Here is a 25,339-nt window from a genome sequence, read left to right on the forward strand (position 1 = left end):
GATGAAGAATAAATCATTGTTCATCAAAATCACCTTACTTCTTTCAACTTTGCTGGTAGGGATCTTTACGGGGCAACAAGCCTTTGCGGATGACGGGACGATCGATATTGTGATCCACAAACAATTGTGGGACCAAGCACCTGATGCAGCTATTCAAAATACGGGAGCGGCCGATCAAGATATCAAAGATCCAATCGAAGGGGTCGGCTTTACGATTTATGACATTACAGAGGATTATTATAAATTGGTCAAAGGCTCTGACGAAACAACAACTATTCAAATGATTCAAGAAAATGTTGCTGATTATCAAAAAATTATCAGAGAACAAGGCCTGACTGATGAAAAAGGCACAATCAAATTTACCCAACTACCTAAAAGCAGTGGCGGTAAAAATGCGGTTTACCTGATTGTTGAAACGGCATTGCCTGATCCTGAAAAGGTAAAAGTCGAAAAAGCGGCCGAACCCTTAGTAGTGGCTTTACCAGTATATGAAATGAGCACAGACGGTAAAACCTATACGGACAAAGAATTAGCTACCGTTCACCTTTATCCTAAAAATGTGGGAACAATCGTTGAAAAGCCAGTGACACCAACTAAACCTAAAAAACCAAGTAAACCGAAGAAACGCTTGCCACAAACAGGTGAAGCAAAATCCTTCCTAGGTATATTGGGGATTCTTTTGATCGGTACGGCGATCATTTTATGGCGGAAATACTCTGTACGAAACAATTAATCAAAGGTACAAAAGACTAAGGTCTATTGGAATATTGTACAAAAAATCAAGGAGGGATTAGGAAATGAAGAAATTATGGAAAACACTTTTTGCAGCACTACTTGTAGTACCTTTATTCACCGGCGTGTTTGGTGCGAAAACAGTAAGTGCTGCTGAAGCAACAACGACAAATGTAACGATCAACAAACGAATCTGGAAAGATGGCGAAGCTCCAGCACAAGGTTCCATGCAAAATACTGGGGAAGAAATGGACTTTGGTGGAGATCCACTTGAAGGAGCCGGCTTTACAGCCTATGATGTAACAGATGCTTATCTTGCTCTGATTGCAGATGGTAAGTCACAAGCAGAAGCAACAAAAGAAATTGCTGATAATGCGTCAGATTACACAACTGTAGCAAAAGCAGAACAAAAAACGGATGCCAATGGTCAAACAACTTTTGAAGGACTTGCTTTAAAAGACGGCGACAAAGATAAAGTCTATATGTTTGTTGAAACAAGCACGCCAGGCAATGTTTCCGTAACGACAAAGGCCGCTCCAATCGTTTTAGCAATGCCAATCTATACGTTTAAAGATGGCAAATATTCAGATACAATCAATACCAACGTTCAAGTCTATCCAAAGAACGAAACTAAGACTGATAAAAAAGAAGTTGCCAATTTAGATAAGTTCACTGAAGTTAAGGGTGCTGATGGAAATGTTTTATATCATAACCTTACAACTGGCGATGAAATCGAATATAAATTAACTTTAAATATTCCTGCGGACATTCTGGAAGATGGCGTCACTTACTCTGTAACTGATACGCCAACTGCTGGACTTGCTTATGTAAAAGATTCTTTTGCAGCAACTGGTTTAGTAGCTGAAACTGACTATAAATTAGCTGAAGATTCTGCAACTGGCGGATTTACTGTTACTTTGAAACAAAGTGAAAATGTAGGAAAATTAGCTGGTAGTCAATTGATTGCTACTTACAAAATGAAATTAACTGCTGAAGTAAATCCTGACAATTTAGTAAACAATAGTGCCCAAGTAACAATTGGTAACAAACCTCAAGATAAAATTACACCTCCAACACAATTTGGTACAGGTGGTTATAAATTCGTCAAAAAAGATTCACAATCTGGTGCAACCTTATCTGGTGCGGAATTTGTCGTAAAACAAGACTCTAACTTTGCAATATTTGAAGATGCTAAAAACACTAAAGGTGAATATATCTTTAAAGAATGGACGACTGATGAAGCAAAAGCAACGAAAATCGTTTCTGACGACAAAGGTGAGTTGAAAGTAATTGGTTTGAAAAATGGTGACTATCAATTAGAAGAAAAAGCGACTTCAAGTGATAAATATGTGTTACTTGATGAAGATGTCGATTTCACTGTTGAACACGGTCAATATGGCAGTCAAGAACTAAAGTCTGTTCTTAACACGCCTAAAGGTCTGCTTCCATCAACAGGTGGTAACGGGATCTATGCCTTCTTACTTATCGGTGCTGCTCTTATGATCGGTGCTTACGCTTGGTTCAAGAAATCTAAAACACAAGCTGAAGTCTAAGATATAGTTTTAAAATAGGGAGAAGGCAGCTTCATTTCTTGAAGTTGCCTTTTCTTTCTTTTAAATAGGGAGAAGGAGGTGCAAGCATGGATCAGCGCCAAAAAAACGAACGGATCAATTTGATTTTAAAACTGCTAATGGCGATTTTATTTACGACCGGTGCCATTATTTTCAGCTATCCCTTTTTGGCCAATGCGGTGAATTCCTATTATGACCAAAAGATGATGGAAAAAAACTTGGCTGAGATGGCCGCAACAAATACCAAAGAACAAGCAAAAAGGCACCAAGAAATGGCCGAAAAAAATAAAGAGCTAGCTGAAAGTAAGAACATGACCAATATTCCTGGCATGGGACTGGTAGAAGACCCGTTTGAAAATGAGGTCGATGATGCCAAAGATCCGGGTAAAGCCTATTATGAAGAGCATACCGTGGGTGCTATCTATATTCCAAAAATTTCGGTCAGCTTACCTTTATTTGATGAAACCAATGCTGCTCTTTTAGAAAAAGGCGCGACGATTTTACAAGGAACGTCTTATCCGATCGGTGGCAATAGTACCCATTCGGTGATCTCAGGCCACAGTGGCTTGACGGAACGTAAACTTTTTACAGATTTAGAAAAGTTGGTGATTGGCGATGATTTTTATTTGACCATTGCTGGGGAAAAATTGGCTTATGCGGTCGATGACATCCAGATCGTTTTACCGTCGGATATCGACAAAGTGGTCATCCAACCGGGGCGGGACTTGGTGACCTTATTGACTTGTACACCTTATGGCATCAATACCCATCGTTTATTAGTCACTGGACACCGTGTACCTTATGTGGAGGAAATGGCGGAGGAAGTGACCAGTACCAAAAAAGCGGTCGAACGGCGTTTTCGCTTGTATTTACTACTGATCCCGCTTTTCTTTGCCATGATTTTCTATTGGATGTATCGCAAGTTCGTCTATTATCAAAGCGGCAAACACAGTTATGACTTTTGTTTTTACTTATTGGAAAATGGTCAACCCAAAGCAGGCGTGACTTTTACCTTAGTCCGTAAAAAACGCTGGGCAACAGATGTCACTAGCCAACCAGTTGCTGTAAGCCAGGTGGATGGATGGGTGTCTTTCCCTGAGATCAGAGGGGGTCGTTATTATGCCAAGGCGATCGATGGGTCGACAAAACCAGTTAAGGGCAAGGTCCGCCGTTTAAAAGATCGGCAGTTTGTTTTAAGCCACGTCACGAAGAAAAAGCACGGTAAGAAAGTTACTTATTATCTGGAGAATGGAGCGAAAAAATGAAGAAAAATCGGCAAGTGATCTCGCAAATTGCGATCATCCTCATTTTTATGGTCGGCATCTTGACCATGCTCTATCCTTTTTATGTCGATGCGTTGAATAATGTGATTGATCAAGTGCGCGTCGATCGCTATTTGAAGGAAAGCCAGAAAGAATTTGAAGCCGAACGCAAGCGACTGGCGGAAGAAAATAATAAATTGAGCGACAGCGGGTTAGCTCCGGGTGCCGATCCGTTTGCGAATCCGAATGGTGGTACGGTTTCATCTGCTTATTACAAAAAGCATTTGATTGGGACCATCAATCTTCCTGATTTGGCCATTGAGTTACCGCTATTTGATACGACCAATGATGATTTATTGGAACAAGGTGCGACGGTCCTAGATGGCACGTCCTTTCCTGTTGGTGGCGCAAGTACCCATGCGGTGATCTCGGCTCATCGTGGCTTGCCAGAACGGGAACTCTTCACCAATCTGCCGGAGCTTAAAAACGGTGATATTTTTCTGCTAAATGTCTTAGGGGAAACCTTGGCTTATGAAGTGTTTGACAGCCAAGTCGTGACGCCAGATCAGACTTCGGTTTTAAAGATCGAACCAGGCCAAGACTTGGTGACGCTCATGACCTGTACCCCTTATATGATCAATAGTCACCGTTTGTTAGTCACAGGAAAACGCGTGCCATATACACCGGCTGCCGAGAAAAAACAAGTCAAAGGCGATCGTTTTCGTAAGTTGAAACAAATCGCTATCTTGGGGGGAACGGCCCTGTTGATCTTAGCCGCTATTTATCAATTGTATCATGTGATCGCCCGTTACCGATTGCGGAAAGTGCGTTTTGATTTCACTGTTTGCTTAGAAGGCGTGGCAGAACATACGCCAATCGCACTCTATGATAAAAAAGGGAAAAAAGCCCTGCGGCGTAATGGAAAAGCCTATCAAGAACTAACAGATCAAACCGGACAAGTCACTTTTACCGATCTACCAGGGGATTGCTATCGTTTGAAATTGGGCAAGAGTTGGTTGGTGCAGTTTGGTTTGAAGAAAAAAAAGAGGCCATCCAAGATTTGGAAGATAAATAAGAAAAAAGTTATGTTAAAAGAAGAAAGAATGCTAGAAGTCAAATAAAAAATGCTCATGTTATCAAATGATTTAAATCCATAAGATACACGTTTCATTGTTTGGTTCTGTTGCAAAGTTTTAAATCTACTATCAAATAAGGTAGAATAATAGAAAAAGATAGCAGGAGGAATGACGATGAATCATTTTAAAGGAAAGCAATTTCAGCAGGATGTGATTATTGTAGCCGTGGGCTACTATCTTCGTTATAACCTTAGCTATCGTGAAGTTCAAGAAATCTTATATGATCGTGGCATTAACGTTTCTCATACGACGATTTATCGTTGGGTGCAAGAATATGGCAAACTACTCTATCAAATTTGGAAAAAGAAAAATAAAAATCCTTTTATTCATGGAAAATGGATGAAACGTACATCAAAATTAAAGGAAAATGGCATTATTTGTATCGAGCCATCGATGCAGATGGTTTAACCTTGGATATTTGGTTACGTAAAAAACGGGACACACAAGCAGCTTATGCTTTTCTTAAGCGGTTAGTGAAGCAGTTTGATGAACCGAAGGTTGTAGTCACAGATAAAGCCCCCTCTATTACAAGTGCCTTTAAGAAACTAAAAGAATACGGCGGCTTTTATCAAGGGACAGAACATCGTACCATTAAATACCTGAATAATTTGATTGAACAAGACCATCGTCCAGTAAAGAGACGCAATAAATTCTATCGAAGTTTACGCACTGCCTCTACCACGATTAAAGGCATGGAAGCCATTCGAGGATTATATAAGAAAACCCGAAAAGAAGGCACTCTCTTCGGGTTTTCGGTCTGTACTGAAATCAAGGTATTATTGGGAATCCCAGCTTAAATCATAGATACCGTAAGGGAATTTATTCTTTATTTAAAACTTTGCAACAGAACCCTGTAAAGCATACTTTTTCCTTCTCTTCTTGATTTCACTAAGCGTGCGTCTTTCAACGTTTTTAATTGATGAGAAATAGCGGACTGTTCCATGTCCAGAGAAATGGCGATATTTCCAACACTACACTCTTTTTGCTGTAAAAGAAAGAGAATCGACAATCGTGTAGGATCACTAATCACCTTAAATAGTTTGCTTATTGACTGAATAGATTCTTTATCGATTGGAGAAGTTGTTTTTATATCCATAGTGTTTTTATTCCTCTCATATGACTCGGTGCTCATATATATAATACCATATGTGCGAAACAAAGCTAGTATTTTGTTTATAAGGGCGTTTGTTAGTTTATGAGAAAGGAGTTGAGACTGCTTTTTCTTGACAAAACTTATAGAGCACTATAAAATGAACTCATAGACATATGATTTGTTATTCATATGTGAAACGTAAAGATTCCGATTTACATATGGGACAACTGAAAGGAGTCAGAGACAATGGAAATTACATGAATACTTCTCTTCTTTTAGTGGTAGTGGGAATTTGTGTGATTTAATAAGTAAATGAATGGAAATCAAAGGAATTATATAGGAAGGTGATAAAAATGGAAACTATCGAAGAACAACAATCTCAAGAAAAACATAATCACAACCACGACCATGAACACGGAAAAATGCCAATCGTTTTATACTTTATTGGTTTAGCCTTAGCGGTGATCGCTTTATTTTTGAATGAAGATTATCAGTTGCTACAAAACATTTTATTTTCAATCGCTACAATCAGTGCGGGGTATCATGTCATTATTCTTGAAGGCCTTGGGGAAACAATTGAGAACACAAAAGCAAATAATAAGTTCACGCCTAATTCTCATATTTTAATGGGATTAGCGGCTATAGGAGCTTCAGCAATAGGGAATTTTTGGGAAGGAACGTTGTTGATTCTCATTTTTTCAGGCGCACATTTCCTGGAAGATTACGCTGAAGGAAGAAGTAAACGAGAAATCACGAAATTACTCGAAATGAATCCAACGACTGCTCGGTTAATTTTGCCTGATGGGAATACAAAGATTGTTGATGTCAGTGAATTAAAAGTGGGAGATCAACTTCAAGTATTGAATGGCGATCAAGTCCCCATTGATGGCGTCATTTTGTCAGGCTCTACGTCCATTGATGAGTCGTCTATTAATGGAGAAAGTATCCCAAAAGAGAAGTCCAAAGGAGACTACGTTTTCGGAAGTACAATCAATGGAACAGGTACTTTCACAATGGAAGTCACTAAAGAAAATAAAGATACAGTATTTTCAAAAATTTTACAGTTAGTAAACCAGAACCAAGACAACCAAACAAAAGCTGCGAGTATAATCCAAAAATTTGAACCGAAATACGTTACAGTTGTTTTAATTGCCATTCCGTTATTCATGTTATTGGCTCCTTTTCTCCTAGACTGGACATGGTCACAAAGTATCTATAGAGGATTGGTCCTTTTAGTGGCAGCTTCACCCTGTGCTTTAGCAGCAGCTACTGTATCGGTAACTTTATCGACGACTTCTAACTTGGCCAAAAAAGGCGTCCTTTCAAAAGGTAGTTCTTACCTGTCTCAATTAGCCGATACTCAAGCCATTGCATTTGATAAGACCGGAACTTTGACCAAAGGAAAACCTGAAGTAACCAATTATTATTTTGCTGATTCCGTGAACGAAGAAAATATGATTGATATCGTGGTAGCTCTTGAAAAAGAATCCAATCACCCCTTAGCAGATGCCATTCTAAGAAAGTTTGAACAAAAAAATCAACTGACTATTGAAGTAGAAAATCAGATTGGTAAAGGGTTGACAGGAGATTACAACGGCAAAAATTATCGGATCGGAAAACCAACTTCATTTGACGAGGTTGCAAATGAATATATTCGTTTAAATAATGAGTGGGCATCAGAAGGTAAGACAGTCGTATATGTAGCAGAAGATGAGAATGTCATTGGACTTATAGCTCTCATGGACGTTCCAAGTGAACATGCAAAAGAAACTATTAAATACTTTAAAGAACAAGGCATACACACCACTCTAATCACTGGCGACTCAGAAATGACAGGAAAAGCAGTTGCTGAACAATTAGGAATAGATGAAGTAATCGCGAATGTCATGCCAGAAGATAAATCTCGAATTATAGACGAGCAAAAAGAGAAATACGGCGTAACAGCAATGGTGGGTGATGGTGTAAATGATGCCCCAGCCCTTGTGAATGCAAATGTAGGGATTGCCATGGGAGACGGAACCGATGTAGCAGTAGAGGTGTCTGATTTAGTTTTAATGCAGAATGACTTATCTAAATTGGTTAAAGCTCATGGAATTTCTTCTAAAATGAATCGTGTCATATGGCAAAACATCCTTTTTTCAATGGCAGTCGTAGCCTTTTTAGTTGTAGTGAGTTTATTAGGTCTAACAGATATAGCAATCAGTGTCATTATTCATGAAGGAAGTACGTTGGTCGTTATTCTGAATGGACTTCGTTTATTAAAATCTAATTAATTCTATCAAAACCCATAAATCTAGGGTATAGTAATAACTGTCTGAAGTTAATATGCCTTTAACGTTCTAAAAACGTTAGAGGCATATTTTTTATAAATTACTTTGTCTCAAAAACAATCGATTATGAGACTATTTTGAGAAGCGACTCTTTCTTCTCTAAAAGCGCTCTTTTTTAGTCTCAAAAGTTGTATCAATATCTATGTATCCTTAACCACCCTTTGTGATACAATGAGGGTAAGAAAGGGTGGTTAGAACTATGAGTGGATATATCTACGGATACGCGCGTGTCAGCACGCAACACCAGGATTTGAACCGGCAACTAGACTTGCTAGCGGAACAAAATTGCAACGAAATCTTGACGGAGAAAATGACAGGGACTAAGAGCAATCGTCCTGAGTTGAACCGTCTAAAGGATAAATTGCGACCTGGGGACACGGTGGTGGTGGAGAGCTTCTCCCGCTTGGGACGAAGCACCAAGGATCTGATTGACCTGGTCACCTACTTCGAGGAGCAGGACGTGAAGCTGGTCAGTCTGAAGGAGAACTTCGATACAACCACCCCGCAGGGGAGGCTCATGATGACCGTCTTCCAGGCCTTCAGCCAGTTCGAGCGTGATTTGATTGTGGAGCGGACGAAAGAGGGGCTCAAGAGTGCCCGTGCCCGAGGTCGGATAGGCGGAAGACCACGTGTGAACAAACGTGATATTGAACGAGCCGTGAAACTGTATGAGAGCGAAGCGTATAGTGGCAAAGAGATTACAGAAATGACTGGTATCAGTAAAGCTACTCTCTATCGCTACTTAAAAGGCGATACAAAGTAACGCATTTTAAACCCTCTTCGTGTATAAGGATAAAGCGCCTAATTTGAAAGAGGCTTAAAATACGTTTTAATTTTTTCTATTTTTCATAAATATACAGGTTAGTGGTTTAAAAATATAGGGTATTCCAACTCTCAGCTATTAAAAATTATCTTTTGAAGTGTAGTCTATCCTCTCAAGTTAATACCATTGGGTGCTTACCTAATCTTTTTTAATTGTTCATAAAAATTTTCATGCGTTCCACAGAGTAAGATAGGTATAATTGTATTATCATTAATTTCATACGCAACCCGATATGTTGTACCTGCATACTTAAATCCCATAGCCCAAATTCCTGACAAATCACCCGTTTTTTGTTCTCCAGAATGAGGACGAACAGCTATCTCATCATAAATTATCGTTAAAAATCGTTCTTTTAATGTTTTCTCTTTTAATTTTTTTAGATACTTTACTACGTGTTTAGAAGGTAGAATCTCATAAGCCAATTTCTGCTGCCAACTCCTCTTTTGTCATCGTTTTAGAATTTGCAACAGTATCTTCAGCAATAGATCTAAATGCAGAAGTTAACGCATGTTTTCTATTTCTAAATTCTTTTAATATCTCATGTTTGTTGTAACCTTCTGAAAGAATATCAGCCAAAACATCTTCACTAAAATCAAAAAACTCTTTTTTAGGCTCTACAAACTCATAAAGTATACCATTCTCTACAAGCTTAGCTTCTACTTCAACACCATTGGGAACGTCGAATTCTTTAGGGACAGTTAACATAATAGAATTTCCTTGTTTTCTTGTTTTTGTAATCATATGATTTCCTCCATCATTTAACGTTTCGTAATTACTTAGTAATTACATTGTACGCTATTTTTAGCACAAATACAAAATAATAAAACTCCTTAGAATAATTTCCAAAGGAGTTTTAATTGATTTAATGGGGTTTATGTTCATTAGAGATAGCGTAAAATATTTTGTGTAAATAGAAAAAAGGAAGTCCCTTCTGTAGAATAGAGTTACCATAACACATTCACAGAATTCCGCGCGACCGCAACGGCGAGTTCAAGCAACAGACTGTTCCTGCTTATAGACGGACGAATGATACCTTAGAGGAGACCGTCATTCACCTCTTCCGAAAAGGTATTACCATGTCGGAAATCGCAGACTTGATTGAGAAAATGTATGGGCATCACTATACTCCACAAACCATGTCCAACATGACTAAAGTGCTGACTGAAGAAGTAAATGCATTTAAAGTTAGAACTCTAAATGATAAGTATGTCGCTATTTTCATGGATGCTACTTATATTCCTTTAAAACGGCAAACCGTCTCCAAAGAAGCAATCTATATTGCCATTGGTATACGAGAAGACGGCACTAAAGAAGTACTAAGTTATGCGATTGCTCCGACTGAATCGACCTACGTTTGGAATGAGTTGTTACAGGACATTTACTCCAGAGGGGTTCATGATGTCTTACTGTTTATTACCGATGGCTTAAAAGGCATGAAAGATACGATTCACCAGATTTATCCTAAAGCTAAATACCAACATTGCTGTGTTCACATTTCCCGTAATATTGCTCATAAAGTACGTGTCAAAGATCGAAAAGAAATCTGTGATGATTTTAAGGCTGTTTATCAAGCTAGCTCAAAGGAAGAGGCAAATACCTTTTTAGGGAGTATGATTGAGAAGTGGCAGAAAACTTATCCTAAAGTGACGCAGTCACTGATAAAAAATCAAGATTTATTGACTTTTTATGAGTTTCCGCCTGGTATCCGCCGAAGCATTTACTCAACTAATTTAATCGAATCTTTCAATAAACAAATCAAGAAATACAGCCGCAGAAAAGAGCAGTTTCAAAATGAAGAATCACTAGAGCGTTTCCTAGTATCCATCTTTGATACATACAATCAAAAATTCTTAAATAGAAGCCATAAAGGCTTCCAACAAGTGACGGATACATTAGCTTCAATGTTTACTGAGTAACCCATTATTTTGCAGAAGGACGAGTTATTTACACAAAATTATTGACGCTCCCGGTTGGTACAACAAGAATTGCAGTAGCATAGTCACCATTGATGAAACTACTTAATGATTAAATTGAGCAATTTCTCAAATAGCACAAACTGCTCTTCATAAAACGAAAAGCAGTTCATAATGTATTTAGATATTTCATTGTGCTATTGACCAGAAACACACTATTTAAGGTACCTTTCTCTTTTCGCTGAGATTCACCAACTTCAATTGCACAAAAAAGCGTGAGCACAAGGCTCACACTTTTTCTAGTTGACTATCCTAAAAATTCGAAAACATCTTTACGATCATACAATTTCAAGATTTTTTCAAATAAGATTTGACCTACGAAAGCAGCTACGATTGGTACAACAAACCAGCTGATTAATAGTGGAATAATACTCAAACCGGCGTCCAATGAAGCCAACGGACCTACCAACCCTACCAAACCGAAACCAGCAGAAGCAGGAGTCCCTGAGACTGAGAATAACGCTACTGGAATTGCTGAGATGATAGCGGTGAATAGACATGGCACCAAGATAATTGGTTTCCTAAACAAGTTTGGCATCATCATTTTCATAGCACCCAATGCGATGGCCAAAGTAACCCCTGGTTTGTTGACTTTCCAAGAGTTAACTACCAAGACAACTGTTGTTGCGGCAACACCCATAGCGGCTGCACCAGCAGAAACACCGTTCAATTGAATTGCCATACCAATGGCAACTGTAGAGATCGGCGAGATAATCAAGAAAGCAAAGGAACATGCAATCAAGATTGACATCAAAATTGGTTGCAAAGTAGTAAAGGTATTAATTAAGTCACCGATAGCGGCAGTAATCTTGGTTACGTAAGGATATAAATAATAGCCGATTAGACCAGCGCCGATACCAACAACGATTGGTGTTGCAACAATTGCCACGGACCCAAATTTTTCGCCGATCAACAAGATCATGCCGACAGCGATTGATGCAGTAATCATGGTATTGATGATGTCTCCGGTACCAGCACCGATATAAGTAGCTGTGTCAGGATTGAATTTCACAACACCGGAGCCAACGAAAGCTGCACCGGCAACTACTAACATTTGCATTGGTTTGAAGCCAAACTGCACCGCAATCAAAGCGCCAATCAATAGTGGAGTAGCTAGTTGGAAAATAACTGCCATTTGTGTGATCGTTACTGCTAAGGTATTTTCACCAAATAATTTCAAAATTGCTGCCAATACCGCGTTAGGAATCAACCCTACGATGATCCCCGTTGCGGTACCCGCTAATACTTTATTTAAAAATATTTTTGGAGTTAATTTTTCTTCCATTTTCTCGTCCTCTTTCTAATGATTACTATTTCGCTCCTAGAATTTCTTCTTTACTATGAACCAGTTGCGTTAAGAAATCACAGTAAGGAGTTACTACGCCATATTTTTTACCTTTACGAGAAATGGCTCCGTTGATGTAGTCAATCTCGGTCAAACGGTTATTTTTTATCAAGTCTTGGTGCATCGATGGGAAATGCATACCAATCGTAGTCGGGTCAAAACAAGTTTCTACATGTTCGATTACTTCGGGAATGTCTAAGTTGACGTTTTCTTTGGCAGCAACAGCTGCAAATTCGTTAACAATAGTCACTACCATGTCATGAGCAGGTTTGGTTGCACCAAGCCCCGCCATATTGACGTCTAAAATCGTGCATAAGCCATTCATCGTACCATTGACACAAGCTTTACGATAAATTGAATAATGAATGTTGTCGGAATATTTGGCATTTAAACCAGACGCGGACAAAGTTTCCGCCAATTTTTTCGCTGATTCTTCTTGGCCAATACCTAGATTTTGCAATTCAACAGACCCGCTGCCAAATAATTTAGCCTTGCCGGGACCTTCTAGACCAGCAGTCCACATGGTGTTGCCGATAAAGATTTTTTCCATCGGTACGAATTTTTCGATTACGTCTTCATGACCGATACCGTTTAAAAGACACAAAACTTCTGTGTGATCAGCAATTAATGGTTTAACATCCTGCAGCATTTTTTCCAACTGCATTGCCTTCGTGAATAAGATAATCAAATCAAATTGCTCACCAGTGGGCACCTCATTCTGATTAACAATTGGGACTTTAACAGTAATTTCTTCGCCATTATAATTAGCCTTCAATCCGTTTTCTTTGATGGCATTGATATGCTCCTGCCAGCCGTCGATTAGCAAAACATCGTTACCACCTTGTTTCAACATCAGTCCGAACCGGGAACCCATCGCGCCGGCCCCTGCAATTGCAATTTTCATAAATAAAAGCCTCCAAACTTAATTTATAATAAGTGAAAATTTTCACATTTCTCATTATAGAGTTTTCATTCGGAAACTTCAAGTAGGAGAGTGTAAAATATTTTGTGTAAATAGAAAAAAGGAAGTCCCTTCTGTAGAATAGAGTTACCACAACACATTCACAGAAAAGAGGACTTCCATATGAACGATTTTACTACAGAAATTCTAAAGACTCTAGCGAACAAAGGCGATTTGAATGAATTATTCCGTGTCCATTTGGAAAAAGCTGTCAATACGCTTCTCAAAACGGAGTTAACGGCTTTCCTCGATTACGAAAAGTACGATCGCATTGGTTTTAACACGGGTAATTCTCGTAACGGCTCCTATGACCGTACGGTCAAGACCGAGTACGGGGAACTTCATCTCCAGATTCCGCGCGACCGCAACGGCGAGTTCAAGCAACAGACTGTTCCTGCTTATAGACGGACGAATGATACCTTAGAGGAGACCGTCATTCACCTCTTCCGAAAAGGTATTACCATGTCGGAAATCGCAGACTTGATTGAGAAAATGTATGGGCATCACTACACGCCCCAAACCATGTCCAATATGACTAAATCATTTACGGAAGAAGTCACTTCATTTAAGGAACGTGAGCTTCATGACCGTTATGCCGCTATTTATATGGACGCAACCTATATCCCTTTAAAGCGGAAAACCGTCGCCAAGGAAGCCATTCATATCGCAGTTGGCATTCGCCCGGACGGATCAAAGGAAGTATTGAGCTATGCGATTGCACCAACTGAATCGATCACGATTTGGGAAGAGATTTTAATAGACCTCCAGGAACGTGGCGTGAAAAACGTCCTCCTTTTCATCACGGATGGCTTAAAGGGGATGGCAGGGGCCGTGCAGCGGTTCTACCCCAAAGCCCGTTTTCAACGTTGCTGTGTGCACGTTTCCCGTAATATCAGTCACAAAGTGCGTGTCGATGATCGTAAGGAAATCTGTGATGATTTTAAAATGGTGTATCAAGCGTCATCTAAAAAGGCGGCATTGGAAGCACGTGGTGCTTTTGCGGAAAAATGGAAAACCAGTTATCCAAAAATGGTGGAATCGATCCTTTCTAACGATTACCTGCTCACTTTCTATGATTTCCCATTAGCCATACGCAAGAGTATTTACTCTACGAACTTGATTGAATCCTTTAATAAGCAAATCAAGAAATACAGCCACCGCAAGGAACAGTTCCAAAATGAAGAGTCGATGGAACGTTTCTTAGTCTCGTCTTTTGATACTTACAACCAAAAATTCCTAGGTCGCAGTCATAAAGGTTTCCAACAGGCCGAAGGCGAGCTCGAACAAATGCTGAGTCAACCGATGGAGAATTAGAAACAATCTACAGTAGGGAAGAACCATTTACACAAAATTATTGACGCTCCCAAGCTAAAACTCCTATTAATCGATCTACTAAAAATAAACAAAAAAATTCTTTTCAATTTTTATTTATGGTGTGACATAAATAAAGTAAAGTTATTCTTCTAGGTTAATCTTATTAATGCTCTTTCTCACTAGTGTTGCATGCAACACTAGTGAGAAAGAGTATTAAATATACTGCAAGGTAAGACATTTGGTAATTGAAGAATAACAAGCAAAAAATAGCAGTCAGGTCTCTTGACAAAGTATAGTTGCTATTTTTTTTAGGCCCTACTTTAATGAAATTTTTGTTTGGAGGGAACGACTTCATTCCTTTGATTATTTCAGTTGAATTTAATAGAGAAGCCTGGCGTCTATTAAGAAATACTTTTCTTGATGAGCATCAATTTTTTTAACTGAAATCTATCCTATACTAAATTCAGTAAAGAAAAAGGAGGAATCAAAGAAAGCTATTTTAAACAAACCAAAATTATAGGAGGAATAAATCATGACTGAAAATAAAGCTACTCAAGAAAGAACACCCCAAGAAAGATTGCAAGAAGAACAAGAACACAAGGAACATGTTCATCATACGAAAATTAATGCAGCGGCCATTGCGGATCATCTTTTAGGCAACATGCATACATTACATGTGAAACTGCACCAATATCACTGGTATGTAAAAGGAGCCAATTTCTTTACGTTGCATGAAAAATTTGAAGAGTTGTATAACGAAAATGAAAAATGGTTCGACAAACTTGCGGAGCGTCTAATTACTTCTGGGCATAAACCTGCTTCGACAACGGTTGAATTTGAAAAATATTCGATGCTTTCGGAAGATGCAGTTAATAAATACGCTAAAGCAGAAGACATGGTTGAAAATATTATCGAGGACTTCAGAAGCACTCGTGACCTAACTATTCGCGCGATTCGTTTAGCTCAAGACGAGGGTGACGATGCTTTAGAAGATACATTGATTGCTTTCAAAAATGACTTAGACAAGAACATTTGGATGCTGCAAGCGTTCATTGGTAAAGAAGCATTAGAAGATGATGACGCTCTTGATGAGGATGAAGATTAAGGTAAAAGTAGAAGCTGATTTAGGGATTGGAATTCTTTCCAGTCCTTTTTCCATTTTCTTGATGTGCATCAATTTTTTTGTAGTAAGAGACTTATATAATAAAAGCAGCGAATATAAACAAAATAAATAAAGGGGGAGAATGAATTGACTAAACATACCCATCATGAAATTGGCGACCACGCAGCCTGTATCCGCTTGGTTCCAATATTCAATCACTTAGAGGATAGCGCGATGAATTACATTGCTGAAAAAGCCCACACGAAACAGTATCAAAAAGGAGAGTTTCTGTTTCGTTCACAAGAAAAAGAGGATACTTTATATATTATCAATCGTGGGAAAATCCGTATTTATCGATTGGCAGACTCTGGCAAAGAGCAGCTAGTGCGGATCTTGAGCCCTGGTGATTTCACCGGAGAATGGACCTTGTTCAACCTGGATGCAGTACACGAGGAATATGCCGAAGCAACCCGAGATACCGTTGTCTGTATGATTCAGCAAAAAGATGTCCAAGATTTTCTGGAACAATACCCAGCTATTTCTTTAAAACTATTGGCGGAAATGTCTAAACGGTTAGAAAGTTCAGAACGTCAAACGACACAAGTAGCCGTGGAGAGTGTCATTACCCGTTTAGTTTTGTTTTTGGCAGAAAATGTGGAACCTGAAATGGGCAACTCTCCCACCATCACCCTGCCGATGGCAAAAAAAGACATTGCTTCCTATTTAGGAACGACACCTGAGACCATCAGTCGCAAATTTGGAGAATTGGAGGACGAGGGATTGATTCAACAGCTGTCTGGGAAAAGGATCAAGATTCAGGATTTAGATGATTTATTGCTTTACAGCGAATAATCGGACACACTTTTTTCTACACGTTGGTGTTCTGTCGCTCTTCATTAACAACGGGACAGAACTCAGTGCTTTTGCTTCCATCTGTCCGTTTTTGGCTTTTTTAAGACAGAACGACCTTCATTCATTGGAAAAATAAAAGCACAAACATGATAACCCTCAAGTTTTTTTGTTTTATTTTTCTTTAAGATAGGGTTGTCGAACAAAACGTAAAAATAAGTAGGGTGAATGTGCATTGTTTTTGGGTGATAGTTGCCATCACGTTGTCAGCAGCGGGTGCATTCTTTGTCGTCCCTTTCACCAAGAACACGATTGGCGGCGAAGCAAAAACGTCTAACGTTGTTGAGGCAGATAGGTTAGCTATGGAAAAAGAAGAGGAAGTTGTAAAAGGAGCCGGCGTAATCGGACACGGAAAAGTGGCGTATTACGAAGCGAGTGACCAGGGAGATAAAAGTGTATTCACTGTTTGGTTTCCATGGAGCTTAGCCGGAATCTTGTTCAACATCACCATGACTAGAATGACGCGAAAAATTGAAGAAATGGAGCAAATAGAATGGGATTCGTATTAGGCGTTTTGAATCCCCATGTGGTGGAGATTGGTTCTGTTGTGATTCATTGGTATGGAGTCATTATTGCAGCGGGCATATTAGCGGCTCTCCAGTTGAGCACCAAGGAAGCAAAGAAAAAAGGACTGGAAGAGGATACCATTATCGATATGGCCTTATGGGCAATTCCGATTGGACTCCTCGGCGCTCGGCTTTATTATGTGTTATTTGAACTTGGTTATTATCTGCAAAATCCAGGACAAATCCTTGCGATTTGGAATGGCGGTATTGCGATTTATGGGGGATTGATTGCAGGAGGGGGTACGCTATATTGGTATGCAAAGAAAAAAGGTACTTCTTTGGCACTCGTTCTTGATATTTTAGCGCCCAATGTATTGTTAGCCCAGTCCATTGGTCGTTGGGTCAATTTTATGAATCAGGAAGCTCATGGTGGGCCGGTTACTCGTCAATTCTTGGAAAATCTTTATTTACCTGAATTTATCATTTGAACAAATGAATATCAATGGTACCTACTACCATCCGACTTTTTTATACGAGTCATTGTGGAGTTTGTTGGGCTTTGTCCTCATCGTCACTATACGGAACCGAAAACAGCTTTTGCGTCAAGGAGAAGTCGCTTTGAGTTACGTTTTGTGGTACTCAGTGGGTCGGTTCTTCATTGAAGGTATGCGAACGGACAGTTTATGGATTGGCGAGTGGATCCGCGTTTCGCAAGCCTTGTCTCTGGCCCTGTTTATTGGCGCGATTGTAGTATAGTTTATACGCAGACAAGATTATCCACCAATTTCTTATTATTCTGATGGCAATAAGGGGCAGAAAAAGACTATTAAGATGGTGAATTGAGCAAAAAGATAAAAAGAAGTGCAAAACTTGATATGCGTCTATTTTCGTTTGCTAAAAGTGAGCTATACTACAGTTGTAAAGAGGAAAAGGCAGTGTTCATTAATCTGCTGCCGATAAAATAAAAACACATAAAGGAGATAGGAATTATGGAAAAAGCTATATTGCAATTAGAAACGTTGTCTTGTCCAAGTTGTATGCAAAAAATTGAAGGTGCCGTAAAATCAGTTAACGGTGTTGATAAAGACAGCATTAAAGTATTATTCAACTCCAGCAAAGTCAAAGCCAATTTTGATTCAGCTGTCACTTCGATTGAAGAGATTCAAAAAGCTATCGAAAACGTAGGCTATCCGGTCCTTAAAGCAAAAGTCAAGGCCGCTTAACAGATTAAATGAACTAGGCAATTCTGGAAGAAAAGCTATTTTTCCAGGATTGCTTTTTTTGTTGCAATCCGATTCGAGGTGCCTAGAAACGATAAAAGAGAACTTTCTAAACTTGATGTCAGTCAATTAATTACTTAGGCAATTATCTTATACTGTGTTTATCAATAAAAGAGAAATTAAATTTGGAGGGAAAAAGCATGCAACAATATATATTAAGCAAGAAAAATGTTATCACCGTCATCAGTGGATTGTTAATCGTACTCGGTTTCTTCAGTCACTTTGTTTTAGAAAACGTAGGACTTTCAGAGTGGTCTTTGATCATCGCCTCTGTCTTTGGGATTACGCCAATTGCCATTCAAGCGTTTCAAGCAATGAAAGTCAAAGTCATCAGTATTGATGTCTTAGTCAGTATTGCAGCGATTGGTGCGCTTTTTATTCAAAACTATGAAGAATCGGCTATTGTCACGTTCTTATTCTTATTCGGACACTACTTGGAACAACGAACATTGAACCAAACGCGATCTGCTATCAAAGAATTGACTGAAATGGCACCCGAAAGCGCCTTGAAACAAATGGATAATGGCGAATTTGAAGAAGTAGACGTGGATGATATAGATGAAGGGGATATCTTACTCGTTAAAACGGGTGCGAAAGTTCCAGTAGATGGCATAGTCCTTACGGGTGAAGGGCATATCAATGAAGCTAGCATTACAGGGGAAGCTGTTCCGGTCAATAAGCAAGCTGATGCAGAAGTTTTTGCAGGAACCATTTTAGAAAACGGAACGATTCAAATCAGAGCTGACCGAGTTGGTGAGGACACCACATTTGGTAAAATTATTGAACTCGTGGAAGAAGCACAAGATTCTAAATCCGAAGCGGAACGGTTCATTGATCGCTTTTCTAAATACTACACACCAGCTGTCTTGGTTCTGGCAATTGTTGTATGGGCGTTCAGTCAAAATATTGAGTTAGCAATCACCATCTTGGTTCTAGGTTGCCCAGGCGCATTAGTTATCGGAGTGCCTGTCTCAAACGTTGCCGGTATTGGGAATGGTGCTCGTAACGGTGTTCTTTTAAAAGGGAGTGAAGTCATTCAAGACTTCAGCAAAGTTGATACGATTGTGTTCGACAAAACAGGAACGCTGACTGTCGGTAATCCTGAAGTCGCGGAAACAGAAGTGTACGGAGACAATGTAGAAAAAGCCTACAGTTATTTAGCCAGCGTGGAGACTGAATCAGACCATCCACTAGCCAAGGCCGTCCTCCAGCATACCGGCAAGGTAGAACTGTTCCCGGTAGAAGACACAGACGTCGTCAAAGGCGGCGGCATTGTCGCTCAAGTGGACGGACACCGCATCGCGGTTGGAAATGTGGCGTTGATGGAAAAAGAAAATGTGCAGTTGAGTAAAAAAGCGCAGAAAGACGTCAAACAATTCGAGAAAAATGGGAACTCCTTAGTATTGACAGCAGTCGACGGGGAATTGAAGATTCTGATGGGAATCCGCGACCAAATCCGTCCAGGAGTGAAACAAGACTTGCAGGAATTGAAGAATTTAGGCGTGAAAGATTTAGTGGTTCTTTCCGGCGACAACCAAGGCACAGTGGACCGGATTGCGCGTGAACTGAACCTCACCGAAGCGCACGGGCATATGCTGCCGGAAGACAAAGCGGCTTATATTGAAAAACTCCAGCAAAAAGGGCACACGGTCGCCTTTGTCGGGGACGGTGTCAATGACAGCCCGTCCTTGGCGCTAGCAGATATCGGGATTGCAATGGGAAGCGGAACGGACGTAGCGATTGAAACATCCGATGTCGTTTTAATGAACTCGAACTTCAGCAACTTGCCTCACGCATTAGGATTAGTAAAAGCCACCGCAAATAATATGAAACAAAATATCGTGATTTCAATTGGAGTAGTGTTGGTCTTGTTGACCAGCGTCTTCTTCAGCGAATGGATGAATATGTCTATCGGAATGTTGGTTCATGAAGGTAGTATCTTGGTGGTAATTTTCAATGGCATGAGATTAATGAAGTATAAGTTGAAAGGTCGAAAAGAACAAAAAGAAGTATCAGCACCTGCAGAGAAAGTAAAAATATCTTAAGAATAAATTAGAAGAGGCTGAGACAATAGTCCATCCTTGAAATGACAAAAGCGGAAACTCAGATTTTTAAATCTGGGATTTTCCGCTTTTTTGAGTTCTTGAAAAAAAATAAGAGTATAGAGTATGTTCTTTATAAAATTAATTTTCGTGTAAATGATTAAAAAATCTAATAATAAAATTTAAATTCCTATTAAGTTGTAACACATGAAATTACATAGAATCGTGTATCTAGAAATTTGTATTAACAAGGTTCTTTAATTTTTTTATATTTAATCAAAGTAGAACAACTCTTCAAATTTTTTATCTAAAGCGATACATAATATCAATGCTAATTTTGCTGTAGGAACAAACACACATCTCTCTATTGAACCAATCGTATTTCTAGAAACACCGATCATATCTGCGAGTTGTTGTTGAGAAAGCCCTAATTCTCTACGGGTGTCCTTTAAATGATTTTTCAGTACTAAATCTGTCTCTTCTGAATAATTTTTATCTTGTTTACTCATATTGTTTCGATCACATACCAAACTAAGAACGCAATTCCAATAAAACCAGTAACAATACCATATACCAAGGTATCTTTTTCTTTCGTTTGCTTATAACGATTAAAGCTATGAAAAGATAAAAAAGATAATGGGATTGCACCAGTATCTCCAAACGGCAAATTCATATATATTTTATAGATAGTTATAAGCATGATTAACATAGCCATAGCAAAGAAACCTTTCTCATCACTCATATTATTGATATGGTCGTTGCCTTCATCTTTTTTTCATTTCGGTAACTGTTTAATATCTTTTCTTTTTTCATAATTATCCTCCTTTTATAATGACAAGTTTATTTGTCTGAATAAAGAATAACTCAGACAAGTACGCTTGTCAATGCTGCTCTTTATTTGAACAATCTTTTGATACATGAAATTGCTTATAATAGTGTATTGGAATTAAGGTAGATTGACAAACGAGTGATCAAATAGATATACTTCATTCAAACAATCGTTTGAATGTGAGGTGAGATGAATGGAAAAAGTTTGCCAAGTGACTATCGTACATAAAGAAAAAGTAAATGTAATAAAAAATAAATTGGATCAAAAAGATTTTTCAAACTTACTTGTGTTAGGAAAATGTTTCAGCGATTCTTCTAGAATTAAAATTTTCTATGCTTTAGAAACCTATAAGGAAATGTGTGTATGTGATTTAGCAGAAATACTTACTGCTAGTGTCGCTACAACGTCACACCATTTACGTTTTTTAAAAAAACATGGAATGGCAAAATCACGTCAAGATGGAAAAGTAGTTTATTACTCTTTAGCGAATGAAGACATCCTTTCCGCTATTCGTGTTTTTTTTAAGTTATCAGAAAATCTATCTATGAAATCTTAGTTTGGAGGAAGTTATTTTGTTACAAAGTATTTTTTCAGCTATCGCTGTTTATATTTCTACCAGTATTGATTATTTGTTTATCTTGCTCATTATCTTTTCTCAAAGCCACACACAAAAAGGTATTCGTCACATTTTTTGGGGTCAATATCTTGGAACAGGTATTTTGGTAGCCGTAAGTTTGTTTGCTGCTTATGTGCTAAATTTTATTCCGCAAGATTGGATCATTGGACTTCTTGGATTAATTCCAATTTATTTAGGTATTCGTGTCGCTGTGATAGGTGAAGAGGAGGAAGAAGAAGAGGAAGTCGTTGAAAAGTTAGAATCTAGAGGAACCAGTTGGTTATTTTGGACTGTCGCCTTAATAACCATTGCGTCAGGTGGCGATAATTTAGGCATTTATATTCCTTACTTTACTTCGTTAGCCTTTTCAGAAATTGTTATTACTTTAATCGTATTTGCTTTCTCTGTTGCAATTCTTTGCTATGTCAGTTATAAATTAGCAAAAATTTCCTTTGTTTCCGAAACATTAGAAAAATATGAACGAATCATTGTTCCTATAGTGTTTATTGGTTTAGGAATTTATATATTGATCGAAAATGGTACGATTCAAACTTTATTAAGTTTATTTAATTAATAAGTAGTTTGACTGTTAGCACAAAAAAGACAACGAGATTTAATCGATGTCTTTTTTTGTGCTAACAGATTGGCGCATTAGGTTCTGTTGCAAAGTTTTAAATAAAGAATAAAATCCCTTACGGTATCTATGATTTAAGCTGGGATTCCCAATAATACCTTGATTTCAGTACAGACCGAAAACCCGAAGAGAGTGCCTTCTTTTCGGGTTTTCTTATATAATCCTCGAATGGCTTCCATGCCTTTAATCGTGGTAGAGGCAGTGCGTAAACTTCGATAGAATTTATTGCGTCTCTTTACTGGACGATGGTCTTGTTCAATCAAATTATTCAGGTATTTAATGGTACGATGTTCTGTCCCTTGATAAAAGCCGTATTCTTTTAGTTTCTTAAAGGCACTTGTAATAGAGGGGGCTTTATCTGTGACTACAACCTTCGGTTCATCAAACTGCTTCACTAACCGCTTAAGAAAAGCATAGGCTGCTTGTGTGTCCCGTTTTTTACGTAACCAAATATCCAAGGTTAAACCATCTGCATCGATGGCTCGATACAAATAATGCCATTTTCCTTTAATTTTGATGTACGTTTCATCCATTTTCCATGAATAAAAGGATTTTTTATTTTTCTTTTTCCAAATTTGATAGAGTAGTTTGCCATATTCTTGCACCCAACGATAAATCGTCGTATGAGAAACGTTAATGCCACGATCATATAAGATTTCTTGAACTTCACGATAGCTAAGGTTATAACGAAGATAGTAGCCCACGGCTACAATAATCACATCCTGCTGAAATTGCTTTCCTTTAAAATGATTCATCGTCATTCCTCCTGCTATCTTTTTCTATTATTCTACCTTATTTGATAGTAGATTTAAAACTTTGCAACAGAACCCTTTACTTTAATTCTAGCACCCCTCATTATTCAAAACAGGAAAATTCCCCCTCAGTACCGGAAAACCACTCTTATTCCCACCTTTTTTGCTCACTACCACCATCTGTTTAAGCAATCTCCTATCTGTTTAAACACATCAACATCCAGCATAAACACCGCCACATCAACATTCTCCCATAACGAAAAACTTGGCACACCTCTTGCGTATAGTAAAGTGTAAAAACAAATCGAAACCACAGACAAAAGCGAGGTGAAACCCATGCGGAAATATTTGATCGCCACTCACGGCGAATTAGCCAAAGGCTTCCAAAGCTCCTTGAACATTCTGGCGGACAAAGGCAATGACTTCCAAGTCATCAACGCCTACATCATCGACGAAGATTACACCCCCGCCATCGATGAATTCATCGCTTCCGTCCAACCGGAGGAACAAGGCTTTATCTTCACCGATCTCTTCGGCGGCAGCGTCAACCAAAAGGCCTTCACTGAACTAATGAATGCCAAAAAGACAACATCGTCATCATCACCAATGCCAACCTGGCAGTGATCTTATCCGTCCTATTCTTAGGCGGTGACGAAGCCCTCAGCCTGGAACAGATCCAACAAGCCGTCAGTGAAAGTCAGGTACAAGTGGTACCGACTCAGATCGCCGACGAAGACGATGATTCGATCTTCGATTAAACCAACCCACACCCAAAACTGGAGGAATGAAAAATGATCACCCAAATTCGTGTAGACGACCGCTTGATCCACGGACAAGTAGCCGTAGTATGGACCAAAGAATTGAACGCACCCCTGTTAGTAGTTGCTAATGACGAAGCAGCCAACAACGAAGTCATGCAAATGACCTTGAAGATGGCCGTGCCCAACGGCATGAAATTATTGATCCGAAAAGTCGATGACGCCATCAACGTCTTCAACGATCCTCGGGGAAAAGATAAACGGATGTTCGTGATCGTGAACTCCGTTAGCGATGCCAATAAGATCGCCCAAAACGTGGAAGACCTAGAAACCGTCAATGTTGCCAACGCTGGCCGCTTCGACAAATCCGATCCGAAATCAAAAACGATGATCTTTCCAAGTGTGCAATTAAACCCTGAGGAATTAGCGGCGGCGAAAGAATTAGCCCAACTGACTCGGGTCAACAGCTACAACCAAGTATTGCCATCAAATCCGCAGCTGAGTCTCAAAGACGCAGTAGCGAAAGTCTAGGATAAGGGAGGGAAAAAATTATGTTGATGCACGCAACCATGGCCGCGTTAGCCGTCTTTATCTGTTTCGCAGGTAATTACCTAACAGGCCAAAGTATGATGGAACGCCCGCTAGTCGTCGGTCTAGTGACCGGGATCTTGATGGGCGATATGAAAACCGGGATCCTGATGGGGGCCTCCCTAGAAGCGATCTTCTTAGGAAACGTCAATATCGGCGGTGTTATCGCTGCCGAACCAGTAACTGCTACGACGATGGCAACGACCTTTGCAATTATTTCCAATGTTGAAACCAAAGCTGCCATGACCTTGGCCGTGCCGATCGGTATGTTAGCTGCCGTTGTTGTTATGTTCTTGAAAAACGTCTTTATGAATATCTTCGCACCTTCTTTGGATAAAGCTGCCCGTGAAGGCAATGAAAAAATGGTGGTTGCCCTCCATTATGGGACTTGGGTGATCTATTACGTGATCATCGCTTCCATCTCCTTCATCGGCATCCTGGCCGGTAGTGGCCCAGTCAACACCTTCGTTGAGAATATTCCCCAAAATCTGATGAACGGATTAAGTGCTGCTGGGGGCCTACTACCTGCTGTCGGGTTCGCAATGTTGATGAAGTTACTTTGGGATAACAAACTAGCTGTCTTCTATATCTTAGGTTTTGTTTTGACAGCTTACCTAGGCTTGCCAGCTGTGGCTGTCGCTGTCTTAGGTGTCGTGATCTGTGTCGTAAGTGCCCAACGGGACTTGCAGATCCGGGATATCGAAAGCGGTGCAGTTGCTCATTCCGGCAATAATGGTGCCCCTATGACGAAAGAAGATGAAGAGGAGGATTTCTTCGCATGAG

The 25,339-nt window shown here is 39.3% G+C and carries 25 protein-coding genes and 3 pseudogenes; 20 read left to right on the forward strand and 8 right to left on the reverse strand.

Going from position 1 to position 25,339, the window contains the following annotated elements; translation table 11 throughout:
• Nucleotide 1: 1 nt before the first annotated feature.
• From FTX43_RS14350 to FTX43_RS14370, 5 genes are all read left to right on the forward strand, one after another.
• Nucleotides 2–733, forward strand: coding sequence for a pilin N-terminal domain-containing protein (locus FTX43_RS14350; protein WP_002375439.1), 732 nt, complete (start codon nucleotides 2–4; stop codon nucleotides 731–733).
• A gap of 64 nt (nucleotides 734–797) precedes the next feature.
• A complete protein-coding gene (locus FTX43_RS14355) occupies nucleotides 798–2,285 on the forward strand; it encodes a SpaH/EbpB family LPXTG-anchored major pilin (protein ID WP_002375438.1) in 1,488 nt (495 codons plus the stop codon).
• Between the two features lie 86 nt (nucleotides 2,286–2,371).
• Nucleotides 2,372–3,568 carry a class C sortase gene (locus FTX43_RS14360; protein ID WP_002375436.1) on the forward strand — a complete coding sequence of 399 codons (1,197 nt, stop codon included), beginning with the start codon at nucleotides 2,372–2,374 and terminating at the stop codon, nucleotides 3,566–3,568.
• Nucleotides 3,565–4,686 (forward strand): class C sortase, encoded by a 1,122-nt coding sequence (locus FTX43_RS14365; RefSeq protein WP_002375434.1) that lies wholly within the window; start codon nucleotides 3,565–3,567, stop codon nucleotides 4,684–4,686. The genes FTX43_RS14360 and FTX43_RS14365 overlap by 4 nt, the downstream gene beginning before the upstream one ends.
• A 129-nt stretch (nucleotides 4,687–4,815) precedes the next feature.
• A protein-coding gene (locus FTX43_RS14370; protein WP_002329884.1) for an IS6-like element IS1216 family transposase occupies nucleotides 4,816–5,498 on the forward strand; the annotation gives its coding sequence in 2 pieces (ribosomal slippage) (nucleotides 4,816–5,014 and nucleotides 5,014–5,498; 684 coding nt in all).
• Nucleotides 5,499–5,527: 29 nt separating this feature from the next.
• On the opposite strand, the gene FTX43_RS14375 is transcribed toward FTX43_RS14370, so the two are convergent.
• Nucleotides 5,528–5,797 carry a metalloregulator ArsR/SmtB family transcription factor gene (locus FTX43_RS14375; protein WP_104885939.1) on the reverse strand — a complete coding sequence of 90 codons (270 nt, stop codon included), beginning with the start codon at nucleotides 5,795–5,797 and terminating at the stop codon, nucleotides 5,528–5,530.
• A 350-nt stretch (nucleotides 5,798–6,147) separates the two neighbouring features.
• On the opposite strand from FTX43_RS14375, the gene FTX43_RS14380 reads away from it, so the two are divergent.
• Together FTX43_RS14380 and FTX43_RS14385 are read left to right on the forward strand one after the other, a co-directional pair.
• Nucleotides 6,148–8,067: a heavy metal translocating P-type ATPase gene (locus FTX43_RS14380; protein WP_162781497.1), complete on the forward strand. Its 1,920-nt coding sequence runs from the start codon at nucleotides 6,148–6,150 to the stop codon at nucleotides 8,065–8,067.
• Nucleotides 8,068–8,323: 256 nt separating this feature from the next.
• Nucleotides 8,324–8,887 carry a recombinase family protein gene (locus FTX43_RS14385; RefSeq protein ID WP_104885614.1) on the forward strand — a complete coding sequence of 188 codons (564 nt, stop codon included), beginning with the start codon at nucleotides 8,324–8,326 and terminating at the stop codon, nucleotides 8,885–8,887.
• Between the two features lie 194 nt (nucleotides 8,888–9,081).
• Here the strand turns inward: FTX43_RS14385 and FTX43_RS14390 are convergent, their stop codons facing one another.
• The gene (locus FTX43_RS14390) at nucleotides 9,082–9,369 is read right to left on the reverse strand and encodes a type II toxin-antitoxin system RelE/ParE family toxin (protein ID WP_104885613.1); all 288 of its coding nucleotides are present in this window, start codon (nucleotides 9,367–9,369) and stop codon (nucleotides 9,082–9,084) included.
• The gene (locus FTX43_RS14395; protein WP_104885612.1) at nucleotides 9,359–9,688 is read right to left on the reverse strand and encodes an AbrB family transcriptional regulator; all 330 of its coding nucleotides are present in this window, start codon (nucleotides 9,686–9,688) and stop codon (nucleotides 9,359–9,361) included. The genes FTX43_RS14390 and FTX43_RS14395 overlap by 11 nt, the downstream gene beginning before the upstream one ends.
• A gap of 221 nt (nucleotides 9,689–9,909) precedes the next feature.
• Here FTX43_RS14395 and FTX43_RS14400 point away from each other — a divergent pair.
• Nucleotides 9,910–10,863 (forward strand): annotated as a pseudogene (locus FTX43_RS14400) (IS256-like element ISEfm2 family transposase); the annotation flags it as partial.
• A gap of 304 nt (nucleotides 10,864–11,167) precedes the next feature.
• Here FTX43_RS14400 and FTX43_RS14405 read toward each other — a convergent pair.
• Nucleotides 11,168–12,205, reverse strand: a complete 1,038-nt coding sequence (locus tag FTX43_RS14405; RefSeq protein ID WP_002339771.1) for a PTS sugar transporter subunit IIC — start codon at nucleotides 12,203–12,205, stop codon at nucleotides 11,168–11,170.
• Between the two features lie 25 nt (nucleotides 12,206–12,230).
• Entirely contained in the window at nucleotides 12,231–13,169 is a 939-nt protein-coding gene (locus FTX43_RS14410) for a 2-dehydropantoate 2-reductase (RefSeq protein WP_002335374.1), read from the reverse strand.
• A gap of 156 nt (nucleotides 13,170–13,325) precedes the next feature.
• Here FTX43_RS14410 and FTX43_RS14420 point away from each other — a divergent pair, with 156 nt between their 5' ends.
• The 7 genes and pseudogenes from FTX43_RS14420 to FTX43_RS14450 all read left to right on the forward strand — a co-directional run bounded on the left by FTX43_RS14420 (nucleotide 13,326) and on the right by FTX43_RS14450 (nucleotide 20,382).
• Nucleotides 13,326–14,540 (forward strand): IS256 family transposase, encoded by a 1,215-nt coding sequence (locus tag FTX43_RS14420; RefSeq protein ID WP_261801566.1) that lies wholly within the window; start codon nucleotides 13,326–13,328, stop codon nucleotides 14,538–14,540.
• A gap of 532 nt (nucleotides 14,541–15,072) precedes the next feature.
• Complete coding sequence (locus FTX43_RS14425) at nucleotides 15,073–15,645, forward strand: Dps family protein (RefSeq protein ID WP_002292150.1); 573 nt, start codon at nucleotides 15,073–15,075, stop codon at nucleotides 15,643–15,645.
• A gap of 144 nt (nucleotides 15,646–15,789) precedes the next feature.
• Nucleotides 15,790–16,494, forward strand: coding sequence for a Crp/Fnr family transcriptional regulator (locus FTX43_RS14430; protein ID WP_025481494.1), 705 nt, complete (start codon nucleotides 15,790–15,792; stop codon nucleotides 16,492–16,494).
• Nucleotides 16,495–16,721: 227 nt separating this feature from the next.
• Nucleotides 16,722–17,060, forward strand: coding sequence for a hypothetical protein (locus tag FTX43_RS14435; RefSeq protein ID WP_002320187.1), 339 nt, complete (start codon nucleotides 16,722–16,724; stop codon nucleotides 17,058–17,060).
• A pseudogene (gene lgt / locus FTX43_RS14440) lies at nucleotides 17,045–17,900 on the forward strand (prolipoprotein diacylglyceryl transferase). Before FTX43_RS14435 ends, lgt begins: the two are co-directional and overlap by 16 nt.
• A 146-nt stretch (nucleotides 17,901–18,046) precedes the next feature.
• A complete protein-coding gene (locus FTX43_RS14445; RefSeq protein WP_002292161.1) occupies nucleotides 18,047–18,280 on the forward strand; it encodes a heavy-metal-associated domain-containing protein in 234 nt (77 codons plus the stop codon).
• A 197-nt stretch (nucleotides 18,281–18,477) separates the two neighbouring features.
• Nucleotides 18,478–20,382 carry a heavy metal translocating P-type ATPase gene (locus FTX43_RS14450; protein ID WP_016628643.1) on the forward strand — a complete coding sequence of 635 codons (1,905 nt, stop codon included), beginning with the start codon at nucleotides 18,478–18,480 and terminating at the stop codon, nucleotides 20,380–20,382.
• A gap of 269 nt (nucleotides 20,383–20,651) precedes the next feature.
• Here the strand turns inward: FTX43_RS14450 and FTX43_RS14455 are convergent, their stop codons facing one another.
• Both FTX43_RS14455 and FTX43_RS14460 read right to left on the reverse strand, forming a co-directional pair.
• The gene (locus tag FTX43_RS14455; RefSeq protein WP_002329962.1) at nucleotides 20,652–20,888 is read right to left on the reverse strand and encodes a helix-turn-helix transcriptional regulator; all 237 of its coding nucleotides are present in this window, start codon (nucleotides 20,886–20,888) and stop codon (nucleotides 20,652–20,654) included.
• Nucleotides 20,885–21,094: a DUF6442 family protein gene (locus FTX43_RS14460; RefSeq protein ID WP_002329961.1), complete on the reverse strand. Its 210-nt coding sequence runs from the start codon at nucleotides 21,092–21,094 to the stop codon at nucleotides 20,885–20,887. The genes FTX43_RS14455 and FTX43_RS14460 overlap by 4 nt, the downstream gene beginning before the upstream one ends.
• A gap of 307 nt (nucleotides 21,095–21,401) precedes the next feature.
• On the opposite strand from FTX43_RS14460, the gene FTX43_RS14465 reads away from it, so the two are divergent.
• Together FTX43_RS14465 and FTX43_RS14470 are read left to right on the forward strand one after the other, a co-directional pair.
• Nucleotides 21,402–21,764: a metalloregulator ArsR/SmtB family transcription factor gene (locus FTX43_RS14465; RefSeq protein ID WP_002341318.1), complete on the forward strand. Its 363-nt coding sequence runs from the start codon at nucleotides 21,402–21,404 to the stop codon at nucleotides 21,762–21,764.
• A 16-nt stretch (nucleotides 21,765–21,780) separates the two neighbouring features.
• Complete coding sequence (locus tag FTX43_RS14470; RefSeq protein WP_002341317.1) at nucleotides 21,781–22,398, forward strand: CadD family cadmium resistance transporter; 618 nt, start codon at nucleotides 21,781–21,783, stop codon at nucleotides 22,396–22,398.
• Nucleotides 22,399–22,532: 134 nt separating this feature from the next.
• Here the strand turns inward: FTX43_RS14470 and FTX43_RS14475 are convergent, their stop codons facing one another.
• Nucleotides 22,533–23,213, reverse strand: a complete 681-nt coding sequence (locus tag FTX43_RS14475) for an IS6-like element IS1216 family transposase (protein ID WP_001015311.1) — start codon at nucleotides 23,211–23,213, stop codon at nucleotides 22,533–22,535.
• Nucleotides 23,214–23,546: 333 nt separating this feature from the next.
• Here FTX43_RS14475 and FTX43_RS14480 point away from each other — a divergent pair.
• The 3 genes and pseudogenes from FTX43_RS14480 (at nucleotide 23,547) to FTX43_RS14490 (ending at nucleotide 25,338) form a co-directional block, all read left to right on the forward strand.
• A pseudogene (locus tag FTX43_RS14480) lies at nucleotides 23,547–23,968 on the forward strand (PTS sugar transporter subunit IIA).
• A gap of 33 nt (nucleotides 23,969–24,001) precedes the next feature.
• A complete protein-coding gene (locus tag FTX43_RS14485) occupies nucleotides 24,002–24,499 on the forward strand; it encodes a PTS sugar transporter subunit IIB (RefSeq protein WP_002329956.1) in 498 nt (165 codons plus the stop codon).
• Between the two features lie 20 nt (nucleotides 24,500–24,519).
• A complete protein-coding gene (locus FTX43_RS14490; protein ID WP_002329955.1) occupies nucleotides 24,520–25,338 on the forward strand; it encodes a PTS mannose/fructose/sorbose/N-acetylgalactosamine transporter subunit IIC in 819 nt (272 codons plus the stop codon).
• Nucleotide 25,339: the final 1 nt, after the last annotated feature.

It is taken from the genome of Enterococcus sp. DA9, assembly GCF_008000875.1.
GTDB lineage: Bacteria > Bacillota > Bacilli > Lactobacillales > Enterococcaceae > Enterococcus_B > Enterococcus_B lactis.